The following is a 13,699-nucleotide window of genomic DNA, read 5'->3' on the forward strand; positions in this document are numbered from 1 at the left end:
GCTCGTGCATCGGGGCTTTTTCATGCTGCTATATTTAGCCCGGCATTCTAATGACGTGCCTTTTCTTCTTATTTATGAAGCATTTCTTCTCCTTGTGGCGCGGCTGCCCAGTGGCGCTGTTGGTCCTTTTGTGGCTGGCGGGGCCGGCGGTGTGGGCCCAGGCACCGGCGTGGCAAATGCCCGTTACGCCAGTTCATGGTAGCGGCGCCACCAGTTCTTTCGGAACCGTGGTAATGGATGCCACCGGAAACGGCTACGTAACGGGCTCTTTTACGGGCACAGTTACCTTAGGCGCCACTACCTTGACAAGCGCTGGCGGCACCGATATCGTTATAGCAAAGTACAACAACAGCGGTTTTGTATGGGCGCAGCGCATCGGGGGAACCGGAAATGAGCTTCCTTCCACTGTGGCTGTGAGCGGTACGAGCATCTATCTGGCCGGTGCTTTTTACAGTCCTGCGGTTACAATCGGGAGCAATACCCTGAATAGGATTAGCGCAGGAAGCTACGATTCTTTCGTGGCTAAGCTGACGGATACCGGAGGCACGGTCGCTTTTCCGTGGGTCCAGCAGCTCGGCGATGCGTCTGCTATCTTAGCCACTAGCGGCACCGCCTTATACATCTCAGGCGCGCTTCGGTCTACTACCCTCACCCTGGGCAATACGACGTTGACCGCAAACTCTGGTGACCCCGCATTTGTAGCCAAGCTGACGGATGGAGGCAACTCCAGCAGTTATGCCTGGGCACGATTGGTCGCTAGTCAGGGTGGGGCTGCGTTTGTTCAACTGGCTGTCAGCGGAGCAAATGTGTACCTGCTAGGGAGTTTCAGAGGGACCCTTGTTATTGGAAACACTACGCTGACCGCCGTGGGCTCCTACGATGTATTTGTAGCCAAACTAGTAGATGCAGGCAGCACCAGCAGCTACGCTTGGGTGCAGCAAGCAGGCGGCACTGGCCAGGAATTAGACTTCGCCATAGCTGCACGTGGCAGCAGCGTGTACATAGCGGGGACTTTCAATGGCCCAACCACCAGCTTTGGCAATCTAACGGCAACAAGCGCGGGCCGGGAAGATGTATTTGTTGCCAAACTCACCGATGCTGGCAACAGCGCTGCCTTCACTTGGGCGTTGAGTGCGGGGGGCGCAGGCGTTGATACTCCCTTTAATTTGGCGGTGAGCGGCAGCAATGTTTACGTGGCGGGCAGCATCGGCAGTGTTTCGACAAGCTTTGGGAGCACCACATTATCCAACTCCACCAACTCTCTTGAGGGCTTCTTGGCACGTATCACGGAAGCAGGAAACAGCGCCGGTTTCACGTGGGCCAAGCAATTCGGCGGTGCCGGAAACGACACCGCAAACGGGGTCGCTATTAACGGAAATGCAGTGTACGTATACGGCTACATTTTCCCGCCAGCTACTTTCGACAGCTACACGGTAGCAAGTTCGGCAGGCAACCCTTCCGCTTTCCTGACCTCCCTCACCGACCCTACCCTCACAGCCACTACAGCGCCCCAGGGCAGCCTAAGCTTCTCGCTGGCCCCCAACCCGGCCCGCTCCGCTGCCTTCGTGCAGCTGCCCGGCGGCGCCACGGCCCTGCTCACGCTTACCGACGTACTGGGCCGCACCATGCGCACCCAAACGGCCATGCCCGGCGCCCGTGTTGAACTTGACCTGCACGGCCTCGCGCCCGGCCTTTACACCGTGCAGGTGAGCGCGGGAGGCACGCACGGCGCCCAGCGGTTGGTAGTTGAATAAGGCTTTGGGGGTTGGGTGGCACGAAGCAGGTGCTATGTGGGACAGCCGCGGGACTATGGTGGTCGGTGGGCACTGGGAGCAGTGGCTTGGTTATTGCACGGCCATAACTGGCGCCTGCCATTGAGGCTCCGCCGTGTTTCCTTTCCCACAAATCCCTATGAAAAAACTTCTTACGCGCACTTTCGGGGGCTACTGGGTCGGCTTGATTTTATTTTTGGTGCTGGCCCGACCGTCGGCTTTTGCTCAAGCCCCGGCCTGGCAAACGGCCGTGGCGACCGACCAGGTGGGATTCCCTCGTATTTCAGAGGTGAGCGCCACCACCACCGATGCCAATGGCAACGTGTACGCGGTGGGCACCTTCACCAGCACCACCACTTTTGGCAACACCACCCTGACTCCCACGGGAAACTACCTCAATCTCTTTGTAGCCAAATGGAGCACGGCCAGCCGGAGCTTCGTGTGGGCGCAACAAGCCGGGAGCGACGGCCGGTTCGCAATGCATGTCCGCAGCATTGCCGTGAACGGCAACAATGTGTACATCAGCGGCTCGTTTAGTGGCGACGGCACCTTCGGAGCCATTTCCGTTCCGCCCCCCACCAACCCGAACCAGCTGTCTACTAACTTCATCGCGAAGCTGACCGATGCCGGCACCAGTGCCAGCTTCGCGTGGGTACAGCCTGGTGTGGGGGCCTCGGCGCTGGCCGCCAACGGCACCAGTGTATACGCTGCCGGCCCCTTCTATCCCACGCTGACCCTGGGCAGCACGGTGCTGACCAATCCCTATCAGCTGGGGGGCAGCTTCGTAACCAAATTCACTGACACCGGCACGGGGCCGGTTTTTGTGTGGGCCAAGCAATGCGGCGCGTTGAATTATGGTACCATCACGGCGTTGGCCGTTGAAGGAGCCAACGTGTACGTGTCGGGGTATTTTTACAGCAACACCGCACTTTTCGACGCCATCACCCTCACCAATACAACGCAATTTGCGGGGGGCGTTACCGCTACTGCATGCGACGCCTTTGTGGCCAAGCTAACCGATGCCGGTTCCACCGCCAGTTTCACCTGGGCGCAGCAGGTGCGCGGCACGGGCTTCGACCTGGCCCTCGCTTTGGCCGTGAACGGCCCCAGCGTGTACGTGGCCGGCTACTACGGCAGCAACAACGTGAACCCGGCGGGACCAGCGTATCCGCCAGCCTCCTTCGGCACCATCGCCTTGCCAAACAGTGGCACCTACGATGCCTTCGTGGCCAAAATAACGGACGCGGGGACTACCAGCAGCTATGCCTGGGCCCAACGCGGTGGTGGCACGGGCATGGATTCGGCCACGGCCGTTACCGTGCGCGGCAACAACGTGTACGTGGCGGGCGCTTATGACAGCCAGCAAGCCGATTTTGGCACCACCACGCTCAGCAATGCCAGAAGCATGACCCGTGGATTATCGCGCGACATCTTTGTGACCAAGCTTGTGGATGCCGGCACCAGCAGCAGCTTTGCCTGGGCGCAACAAGCCGGCGGCAGCGAGGGCGACTACGCCAATTCCATTGCCTTAGTCGGGGCAAACGTTATGGTAGCAGGGGCAGCGGGCCCCTCGGCCAGCTTCGGTTCGCAAACCATCAACACGGCCAGCGGCCAGAGCACGTACAACCAAGTTGGCTTCTTGGCCTCCCTCACCGACCCCACCCTCACAGCCACTACGGCGGCAAAAGGCGACTTGCGTTTCTCTCTGGCCCCCAACCCAGCCCGCACCACCGCCACCGTGCAGCTGCCCGCCGTGCCCGGGGCCACCGCCGCCGCTCTGACACTGACCGACGCGCTGGGCCGCACTTTGCGCAATGAAACCGTGCCGCTGTCCGCCGCCAGCCGTCGCCACGAGCTGGACCTGCGCGGCCTCGCGCCCGGCCTCTACGCCGTGCAGGTGCAGGTCGAGGGCACACGCGACGTCCAGCGGCTGGTAGTAGAATAAGGCAGCACTGATGCCGTGCATTGAAGCTTTTTTTCAGGTCCAACATTCGTAGCAGACGTCACGTATTGGCGTCATTTATTCTCCGTCACCCACCCATGAAGATACTATTTACCCGCCTTTTACGACCTGTTACGCCGACCTGGCTATGGGTGCTGCTGTTGGTGCTGGCCGCCGCTGCCGGCCGGGCCCAAACGCCCACCTGGCAGTCGGCAATGATGGTGGGCGGCAGCAATACCAATCTGCTCATTAAGGCCACGGCCGCGTCGGCCAGCGGCGATTTGTACGTGGCCGGCAGCTTTTCCAATTTCGTCACCATCGGCAACACTACGCTGCAAAGCTTAGGGGGCACCGACGGCTTTGTGGCCAAGTGGAGCCCCGTCGCCAACGACTTTGTGTGGGCCCGCAGCCTTGGCGGCTCCGACCTCGACCAGGTAACGGCCGTGGCACTCAACGGCAACCAGGTATACCTCGCCGGCACCTTTTTCAGCCCCTCGGCTGGCTTCGGCAGCATCAACATCAGCAACGCCAGCGGCTACAGCACCGTGAGCACCGATGCCTTCGTGGCCAAGCTCACCGATGCCGGCAACACCGCCAGCTTCAACTGGGCACAGCAGTTGGGCGGCACCGGCCAAGACGCCGCCACGGCCCTGGTGGCCAACGGCAACAGCGTGTACGTGGGCGGGCAGTTTGCCAGTTCCACGGCCAGCTTCGGCAGCGTTTCGCTCACCAATTCCACCGCCTCGCCCACGTTTGCCGACGGCTTCATCGCCAAGCTCGTGGATGGCGGCACAAGCACCAGCGTGAGTTGGGCGCAGGCCATCACGGGCCCGGCGGCCAAGGCCGTCAACGCCCTGGCCGTGAGCGGAGCCAACGTGTACGCCACGGGGTCCTTTGGGGGGCTTTTGGTGAATTTTGGCGGCAGCAGCCTGCCCAATGCCGGCGGCACGGCCAATGCCTACGTGGCCAAAATAGCCGATGCTGGCACCAGCAGCACCTGGCAGTGGGCGCTGCAGGCCGGCGGCGCCGGCCGCGACGTGGGCCAGGCCCTGGCCGTGCGCGCCAACCGGGTGTATGTGGCGGGCAGCTTCACGAGTACCACCATGCCGCTAGGCAACCTCAGCATTGCCAATGCCGACGCGGGTGGCACTTCCGATGCCTTTTTGGCGGCCGTGGCTGATGGCGGCAGCACCGCCGCCTGGCAGTGGGCCCAGCCCGCCGGTGGTATTGCCAACGACCAGGCCACCGTACTGACTACCTATGGAACCAGCGGCCTCTACTTGGCCGGCTCCTTCACCAGCAGCGCCATTACCTTGGGCGGTGCCTCCTTTGCCAACACCAGCGGCAGCGCCCTGGTGGCCAGCCTCGCCGATATCGGCCCCACGGCCACGGCCAACTGGGTGCAACACGGCGGCACCCCCGCCAGCGCCGACGCCGCCTGCCTGGCCCTGGCCGGCGCCCGGCTCTACGTGGCGGGCAGCTTCCAGCGGACGGCCACCTTCGGCTCCCAAACGCTGACCAGCACCGTGGCCGGCGCTACCAATTTCCTGGCCACCCTCACCGATGCCACCGTGACGGCCACGGCAGCTCCCAGCCGCAGTTTCACATTTGAGCTAGCGCCTAACCCGGCCCGCGCCACCACCAGCGTGCAGCTGCCCGTCGTGCCCGGCGCCACTTCCGCCACGCTGATGCTGACCGACGCGCTGGGCCGTACCCTGCGCACTGAAGCCGTGACCTTGCCCGCCGCCGGCCGGCGCCACGAGCTGAACCTGCGCAACTTGGCCCCCGGTCTCTACCTGGTGCAGGTGAGCGCCGGCAACAGCGTCGGCACTCAGCGGCTGGTGGTGGAATAAGCCGTTTAAACACTACACATGAGCTTACGAAAAGGGGCTTCCGCGGCAGCGGGAGCCCCTTTTTTCGTGGATGAGGAAAATAGCGGCTGCGGGTAAGCAATAAAATTTTGTGCTGGCCCGGCTATCGCAAACGATTGGGTAACTATCACAATCGTTGCCGCTGAAAAAAGTGTCTTTCCAGCAGAAAAACAGGCATTTATTCAATAAGGACGGGGCATACTTTTAAACCGGATGCCAGCGCCGGACGCGGCAAAAGCAGCCGATTTCTTTTCTACAATTCCCACCAACCCCCGTCCTTCCTATGAAGAAACTTCAACGCGTTTTTCTCACGCTGGCAGTTGCCCTGAGCGGCCACCTCACCCTTTCGGCGCAGAATGCGCCCGTGCCTTTCCAAGCCGAAAGCGGCACCTCGGCCGGCGGGGCTATTGCGGGCGCGGCACAGGGCGACTGGGCCTTCCGCACCACGGGCACTCCCGCCGTCACGTATGCCACCTCGCTTACTGATGTGACGTCCATCACCGGCGGCGGAAGCTTTCCGGGCAACGCCAACCGGGTGCTGAGCTACACCGTGACCTTCCCCGGAGCGGGCACCTACGATTTGTACGCCCGCATCCGCGTGGGGGCCAACGGAGCCAACGACGACAGCTTTTTTTACGGCAACAGCTTCGGGGCCAAGGGCGTGACCACAGCCTCGGATTGGGTGAACTGCAACAACCTTTTCAACATCGGCTACACCGGCGCCACCCAGGTAGTGGACGGCGGCGGCGCGGCCGGCACCGGCGTGTGGAAATGGATTAACCTTTCAAAGTACACATTCGGCGGGGCCGCGCTGGTGAACTTCACCGTGCCGGCCGGCGCCCTCATCCAGACCTTCCAGATTGGGGCCCGCGAGGATGGGCTTGATTTTGACAAGTTCGTGTTTGGCGAAACCGGGCGGTATTTCACAGTGGCCAACCTTGATGCCGGCGCGCAGGGCTCCAGCACGCCGCCGGTCACCTTCACGCCCACCGGTGCGCCTTTTGCCACGGGCAAGCCCAAGTACCTAGGCTGCGCCTACAGTTCGGCCCAGGCGCCCTTCTTCGGCAACTACTGGGACGCCGTGACGCCCGAAAATGGCGGCAAGTGGGGCAGCGTGGAAGGCACGCGCGGCACCTACAACTGGACCGAGGCCGACGCGGCTTACGCGCAGGCCGTGGCCACGGGCGGCCCGTTCCGCTTTCACACGCTCATTTGGGGCACTCAGCAGCCCACCTGGCTGGTGGGCCTCTCGCAAGCCGACCAGCTGACGGCCATCAACCAGTGGTTTGCGGCCGTGCGCGACCATTTCGCGGGCAAGCGCATCGATTTTATTGACGTGGTGAACGAGCCCACGCACCAGCCCCCGGTAGTACGGGCCGGCGTGGCCGACTGCGGCGGCTACATCGCCGCGCTGGGCGGCAGCGGCACCACCGGCTGGGATTGGGTGATTACCTCCTTCCAGCTGGCCCGCCAGTATTTCCCAAATGCCAAGCTGATGCTGAACGAGTACAGCGTGGAAAACGAGCCCGCGCGGGCCGCCACCTACGTCACCATCGCCAACCTGCTGAAGGCCCGCGGGCTGATTGACGCCATTGGCATTCAGGGGCACTCGTTCTCGCTGGCGTCCACGTCCACGGCGTCCATTCAGGCCAACATGGCCACGCTGGCCGCCACCAACCTGCCGCTCTACGTCACCGAGTTCGACCTCGACGGCCTGGCCGATGCCGACCAGCTCGCCAATTACCAGCGCGTGTTTCCGCTGTTTTGGGAAAACCCGGCCGTGCGCGGCATCACCATGTGGGGCTACCGCGTGGGCCACTGGCGCACCGCCCAGGGCGCCAACCTGGCCAACGCCGACAACACGGAGCGCCCGGCCCTGGTGTGGCTGCGCAACTACGTGGCCAGCACCTACACCGGCCCCATGTGGACCGGCAACACCAGCAGCGCCTGGAGCACCGCCAGCAACTGGATAGCCAACAACGGCGCCCCCGCCAACGCCCTGGTGTCGCGGAACTCGACCTATACCCTGCCCCTGGCCACGGACGACGCCTTCTTCCCCGGCTATGCCGCCAACCAACCCACGGTGAGCGGGGCGCAGGCCATTCGCAGCGTCACGCTATCGGGCAGCGGCGCCGCCCTCACTACCCCCGCCGGCAGCACCCTCACCCTGACGGGCAACCTGACCAACAACGGCGGTGCGCTGACCGGCAGCGGCAACGGCACCATTGTGCTGGCCGGCACCGCCGCCCAAACCATCGGCGGCACCAGCGTTTCCAATTTTCAGAACCTGACTGTGGGCGCGGCCGGAGCCAACCTGGCCGCCGCCGCCGGCGTGCGCCAGCTGCTGAGCCTGGCCGGCAACCTCACCACCAACGGCCGCACCTTCACGCTGCTCTCCGATGCCACCGGCACGGCTATGGTGGTGAACGCCAACGGCACCGTGGTGGGCAATGCCACTGTGCAGCGCTACATCGACCAGGCCAACCCGGGCCTGGGCTACCGCCACTACGCGCCGCCGGTGAGCGGCAGCACCGTGGCCGACCTGCAAACCAGCGGCTACACGCCGGTGGTGAACCCGGCTTACAACACGCAGGGTAATACCGTGACGACCTTCCCCACGGTGTTCGCCTACAACCCGTCGCGCCTGTTCGCCTCGGCCGACCTCGCCACCAGCGCGTTCGACTACGGCTGGGAATCGCCCACTGCGCTGAGCGACGCGCTGAACCCCGGCCAGGGCTACACCGTGAACATTCCGGCCAGCCAGACCGTGGACTTTGTGGGCGCGCTGAACAACGGCGCCATCAGCCGCAGCGGCCTCACGCGCACCGCCCAGCCGGAGTCGGGCTGGCAGCTGCTGGGCAACCCCTATCCTGCCCCGCTCGACTGGGAAACCGTGAGTACCACGGGCCTCGATGCGGCCGTGTACGTGTTCCGTTCCAGCGGCCAATACGCCGGCACCTACTCCAGCTACGTGCGCGGCGGCGCCAGCACCAACGGCGGCGCCAACCTGCTGCCCGTGGCGCAGGGATTCTTTGTGCGCACCAGCTCGGCGGCCACGCCGGGCGCCATCAACTTCTCTAACACGGCCCGCGCCACTACCTACGCCAGCCCCGTCTTCCAGCGCAGCACCACCACCGACCCGCTGGTGCGCCTGGACCTGCGCGCCGCCACCGGCCCCGCCGATGAAACCGTTGTCAGCTTCGCCAGCGGCGCCAGCGCCGGCTTCGATGCCACTGCCGATGCCTACAAGCTGACCGCCAGCGGCGCGCCTGTGCTGGCCAGCGAAATAAGCGCCACCGAATTTCTGTCCATCAACACGTTGCCGGCCCTGGGCGCTGCCGACGTGAGCGTGGCCCTGCGCGTGGTGGCTCCGCAAGCCGGCGCGTACACCCTGCGCGCCACCGAGCTGCTGAACCTGCCTGCCGGCCGCTATGCCTACCTGCGCGACGCCCAAACTGGCATCTTGTTCGACCTGAGCCAGCCCGCTGGCTACACCGTGAGCCTGGCAGCTGGCCCGGCCGCCACCGGCCGCTTCGCGCTGCTCATCACCCAAAACCGGGTGCTGGCCACGGCGCCGGCCGCCCTCAGCCAGCAAGTGGCCCTCTACCCCAATCCGGCCCACGGCAGCGTTTCGCTGAGCCTCCCCGCCGCGCTGGGCTCGCAGGCCGTGGCCGTGTCGCTGCTGAACGCCCTGGGCCAAACCGTGCTGCACCAAACCCTGCCCGCCAGCACCGACTTGCTCCGCCCGCTTTCGCTGCCCGGCCTGGCCCCGGGTATCTACACCGTGCGCCTGCAAACGGCCGCCGGCACCGTCAGCAAGCGCCTGACGATTGAATAATACCTCCCGTCCCAAGCCCCCGGCTGCTGTGGACGGCCGGGGGCTCCTACCAGCATGGGCGTGAGCATTCTCCTCATCTTTTGCATTCTTCTCAACATGAAAAACCCCAACACCTGGCGCCTGGCGCTAACAGCCGCCGCGCTGTGGCTGGCCACGGGAGCAGTATCACAGGCGCTGGCGCAGCCCGGCAGCGGTGGCCCCGGCCCGGGCACGCCCACCACGCCGACGACGCCCACTGATGTGCCGCTCGATGGCGGCGCTTCGCTGCTGCTAGCGGCCGGCGCGGCCTATGGTCTGAAGCGCCTGCGCAAACGATACAGAGCTTAATTACCTACCGAAACAGCATTAAAAAGCCGCCTTGCATGAGCTAAGGCGGCTTTTTTATATACTACAAGTATAAAACGCGCACAAAACGCATTTTGCTTACTGTTTCACCCGGTGTGTGTACCCGTTGATTCAGCTTTCCATCACCTTATTCTGGCGGTTGATGGATTCCAAATGTACTGCGGCCAGGTACTGCTCCACAAATTCTTGCGTGAGGCCCACGGAAGCCCCCTGGCGCTGGGCACGTTCAAGCACTTCATTCCAGCGGTTGGTTTGGAGGATGGTGAGGTCGTTTTCCTTTTTGTAGTGGCCTATTTTCTCCGCTACCGCCATGCGGCGGCCCAAGAGCTGCATCATTTCAGCGTCGAGCTGGTTGATTTGCTCGCGCAGGCCGGTGAGGGCCGAGAGGAATTCCTGCTCGTGGGTGGGTTCGTGGCGCCACACCAGGTCCTGGATGAGGGCGCGCAGTACCTCGGGGGTGATTTGCTGCTTGGCGTCGCTCCAGGCATTATCCGGGTCGATGTGGCTTTCCAGCATGTTGCCGTCGAAGCCCAAGTTAAGGGCTTGCTGGGCCACGGCGGCCAGCGTGTCGCGCCGCCCGCAAATGTGGCTGGGGTCGCAGAGTAGCGGCAAACCAGGCAGCCGGCGACGCATCTCGATGGGCAGATGCCACATGGGCGCGTTGCGGAAATCGGTGTTGCCGTAGCTGGAGAAGCCACGGTGAATAAGGCCAATTTGCGGCACGCCGGCTTTTTGCAGGCGTTCCACGGCGCCTACCCACAGCTCCAATTCCGGGTGAATGGGGTTTTTGACGAGTACCGGCACGTCGACGCCGCGCAGGGCACTGGCTATTTCCTGTACCGAAAATGGGTTGCCAGTGGTGCGGGCGCCCACCCACAAGATGTCGATGCCGAAGGCCAGGCAGTCTTCCACGTGTTTGGCGGTGGCGACTTCTACGGCCGTGGGCAGGCCGGTCAGCTCGCTGGCGCGTTTTAGCCAGGGCAGGCCCCGGGTGCCCACGCCCTCAAAGCCGCCAGGCTTGGTGCGGGGCTTCCAGATGCCGGCGCGCAGGGCCTGCACCTTGCCGGTGGCGGCCAGGCGCTGGCAGGTTTCGAGCACCTGCTCTTCGGTTTCGGCCGAGCACGGTCCGGCGATGAGGAAGGGCTTGTCGTCGGGCTGGCGGTTGAATAAGGCGGACTTCATGGCGGGGATGGAGGCTTGATTCATTTGTCTATTGATTGTTTGGAGTAGTTAGAAGTCGGCTTCAACCGTCATGCCGAACGCAGCCGAGGCATCTCGCTCGCTTCGTTGAACTGATTGAATTGCGTGGCACACGCGAGATGCCTCTGCTGCGCTCGGCATGACCGTTCTTTTTTTATCGTTTAGTTGTTCTCACAATTCATCAGGGCAGCATTTTCCGGATGTAGTTGGCTTGCTGAATCTGCGCCGCCAGCCCGTCATAGTCTTCCCGCACCAGCAGCTCCCGCAGGTGCTGGAGCTGATGCAGGTGCTCGTCGAGCACATCGAGCACGTTCAGGCGGTTTTGACGGAAGATGGGCACCCACGTGGCCGGCGCGCTCTTGGCCAGCCGCACCGTCGACTGGAACCCGCCGCCGGCCAAATCGAAGATGCGCTGCTCCTCCTTCTCCTTTTCCAGCACCGTAAGGGCCAGCGCAAACGAGCTGAGGTGCGAAATGTGCGACACGTAAGCCGTGTGCAGGTCGTGGGCCGCCGCATCCAGATGCAGCAGCCGCATACGTAGCTCCCGAAACAGCCTCTCGACCAGTAGCACGGCGTCCGGGTCGCTGCATTCGGTGTCGCACAACACCACGGTTTTGTTCTCGAACAGGCCTTGCACTGCCGCATCGGGCCCCGAATACTCGGTGCCGGCCATGGGGTGCGCGGCCACGAAGCGGCTGCGGCGGGGATGTTCGGCCACGGCGGCCAGCAACGCGCGTTTGGTGGAGCCCACGTCGATGACGACTTGCTGCGGCCCGACAGCGTCGAGCACAGCGGGCAGCACCGCAAGCATGGCATCCATCGGCACAGCCACCACCACCAGGTCGGCGCGGCGCACGGCTGCAGTCAGGTCGGTTTCAATGGCATCAACCAAGCCCAGCTCCTGGGCGCGATGGGCGTGCGATGAATTGGCTTCAACCCCAATGAGGTGCTGCGCCAAGCCGTGCTGCCGCAAGCTGAGGGCGAGCGAGCCGCCGATGAGGCCGAGGCCGATGATGGTGACAGTCATGTGGTGGGGTTGTGGAATGGTGGAGTGGTGGATTGGTAGAATGATGCAGTCGGCTGTCATCCTGAGCGCAGCGAAGGACCTTATCAAGCCTGAACTACCGCGCGCAATTAGGTTGGCTAAGACGTGATAAGGTCCTTCGCTGCGCTCAGGATTACAGCCGATTGCACCCGCGCCAGTGCCTCCCGCAGCACGCTTTCCGGCTGGCACAGGCTAGCACGCACGTAACCGCGGCCATTGCTACCGAAAATGCCACCCGGTGTGAGGAACACCCGCGCCTCGGCCAGCACGGCGTCGCTCAGGGCGTAGCCGTCGGCATATTCGGCCGGCACAGCGGCCCACACGAACAGGCCCACCTGGCCGGCCGCCGCCTCGCAGCCTAGTGCCTGCAGCAGTTCCAGCACCAGTGCGCGGCGGGCGCGGTAGGTGTCATTCAACTCCTGGAACCAGTCGTCGCCCAGCGCCAGCGCGGCTACCGCTGCCTGCTGCACCGGCAGAAACATACCTGAGTCCATGTTGCTCTTGAAGCGCAGCACGGCGGCGATGAGGTCGGCGCGGCCGCATAGCATGCCCACGCGCCAGCCCGCCAAGTTGTGGCTCTTACTAAGCGAGTTAAGCTCTAAGGCTACATCGTGGGCGCCGGGCACGGCCAGCAGGCTCAGGGGCGCCGTTTCATTCAGAATGAACCCGTAAGGGTTGTCATGCACCAGCAGGATGCCGTGGGCCCGAGCAAAGGCCACTAGCCGCGTCAGGAAGGCCAAATCGGCTGCGGCGCCGGTGGGCATGTGCGGGTAGTTCACCAGCATCAGCTTCACCCGCGTGAGGTCGGTGGCGGCCAGGGCCTCCAAATCGGGCAGCCAGCCGGTGGCGGCCGTGAGGTCGTATTCGCGCATCTCGGCCCCGCTGATTTCAGCCACGGCGCGGTAGGTGGGGTAGCCGGGGTTGGGGATGAGCACCGCGTCGCCAGCTTCCAGAAAGGTCATGGCCACGTGCATCAGGCCTTCTTTCGAGCCCAGCAGCGGCAGAATTTCACTAGTCGGGTCGAGCGCCACGCCGTAGTGCCGCTGGTAGAACCCAGCCATGGCGCTGCGCAGGGCAGGCGTGCCCTGGTAGCCCTGGTAGCCATGGGCGCCGGGCTGGGCGGCGCTGGCAGCGAGGGCCGCCGTCACGCTAGGGTGCGGTGGCAAATCGGGGCTGCCGATGCCCAGGTTGATGATGTTGGCACCGGCCGCATTTAGGGCCGCCAGTTCGCGCAGCTTGCGCGAGAAGTAGTACTCGCCGGTATGGGCCAGGCGGCTGGCAACGGAAACTTGCATGGTGAATCCGGGGAAGGTGAGCGTGGGGTTTGGGCAATAAAAAAGGGCCTCCGTGTGGGGCCCTGGTGGTGTTGGCAGCGAGCGGTTAGCTCAGGCAACAGCGGGCCGGCTTCTTCGGGAAGAAGTAGTAATAGGCGTAATAAGAGGCGACTTGCGGCGTAGAAAACATGACGGAATGAGGCATTAAAAAAGCGCCGGCCCAATGAAGGAGCGGCGCTGAAAAAGTCTGAGGGTTAGCTACAAACGGCGGCACGCTCTACGCAGTGGCGTAGAGGTAATAATAGCTGAGCAGGGCGCGCGACTGGAGCATCATGAGGTGGTTTGCGGCTGCAAGGTAGGCACGGCGGGCAGAAATGCAAATGAAGTTGTGCTTGCCAGGAGCGAATTGAAA

The 13,699-nt window shown here is 63.7% G+C and carries 8 protein-coding genes; 5 read left to right on the top strand and 3 right to left on the bottom strand.

All coding sequences use genetic code 11. The annotated features are described in order from the left end of the window. Nucleotides 1-74 precede the first annotated feature (74 nt). The 5 genes from I2I01_RS13480 to I2I01_RS13500 all read left to right on the top strand — a co-directional run bounded on the left by I2I01_RS13480 (nt 75) and on the right by I2I01_RS13500 (nt 9,750). Entirely contained in the window at nt 75-1,754 is a 1,680-nt protein-coding gene (locus tag I2I01_RS13480) for a T9SS type A sorting domain-containing protein (RefSeq protein WP_196287004.1), read from the top strand. 157 nt (nt 1,755-1,911) lie between these two features. Continuing rightward, complete coding sequence (locus tag I2I01_RS13485; protein WP_196287005.1) at nt 1,912-3,717, top strand: T9SS type A sorting domain-containing protein; 1,806 nt, start codon at nt 1,912-1,914, stop codon at nt 3,715-3,717. Nucleotides 3,718-3,812: 95 nt separating this feature from the next. After that, nucleotides 3,813-5,567 carry a T9SS type A sorting domain-containing protein gene (locus I2I01_RS13490; RefSeq protein WP_196287006.1) on the top strand — a complete coding sequence of 585 codons (1,755 nt, stop codon included), beginning with the start codon at nt 3,813-3,815 and terminating at the stop codon, nt 5,565-5,567. Between the two features lie 301 nt (nt 5,568-5,868). Next, the gene (locus tag I2I01_RS13495; protein ID WP_196287007.1) at nt 5,869-9,423 is read left to right on the top strand and encodes an endo-1,4-beta-xylanase; all 3,555 of its coding nucleotides are present in this window, start codon (nt 5,869-5,871) and stop codon (nt 9,421-9,423) included. Nucleotides 9,424-9,519: 96 nt separating this feature from the next. Further along, a complete protein-coding gene (locus I2I01_RS13500; protein ID WP_211537949.1) occupies nt 9,520-9,750 on the top strand; it encodes a PID-CTERM protein-sorting domain-containing protein in 231 nt (76 codons plus the stop codon). Between the two features lie 129 nt (nt 9,751-9,879). On the opposite strand, the gene I2I01_RS13505 is transcribed toward I2I01_RS13500, so the two are convergent. The 3 genes from I2I01_RS13505 to I2I01_RS13515 form a co-directional block, all read right to left on the bottom strand. Continuing rightward, nucleotides 9,880-10,950, bottom strand: a complete 1,071-nt coding sequence (locus I2I01_RS13505; RefSeq protein ID WP_211537950.1) for a chorismate mutase — start codon at nt 10,948-10,950, stop codon at nt 9,880-9,882. 199 nt (nt 10,951-11,149) lie between these two features. Further along, complete coding sequence (locus I2I01_RS13510) at nt 11,150-11,995, bottom strand: prephenate dehydrogenase (protein WP_196287009.1); 846 nt, start codon at nt 11,993-11,995, stop codon at nt 11,150-11,152. 116 nt (nt 11,996-12,111) lie between these two features. Then, nucleotides 12,112-13,308, bottom strand: coding sequence for a pyridoxal phosphate-dependent aminotransferase (locus tag I2I01_RS13515; RefSeq protein ID WP_196287010.1), 1,197 nt, complete (start codon nt 13,306-13,308; stop codon nt 12,112-12,114). Between the last annotated feature and the right edge of the window lie 391 nt (nt 13,309-13,699).

The organism is Hymenobacter properus, assembly GCF_015694735.1.
Lineage (GTDB): Bacteria > Bacteroidota > Bacteroidia > Cytophagales > Hymenobacteraceae > Hymenobacter > Hymenobacter properus.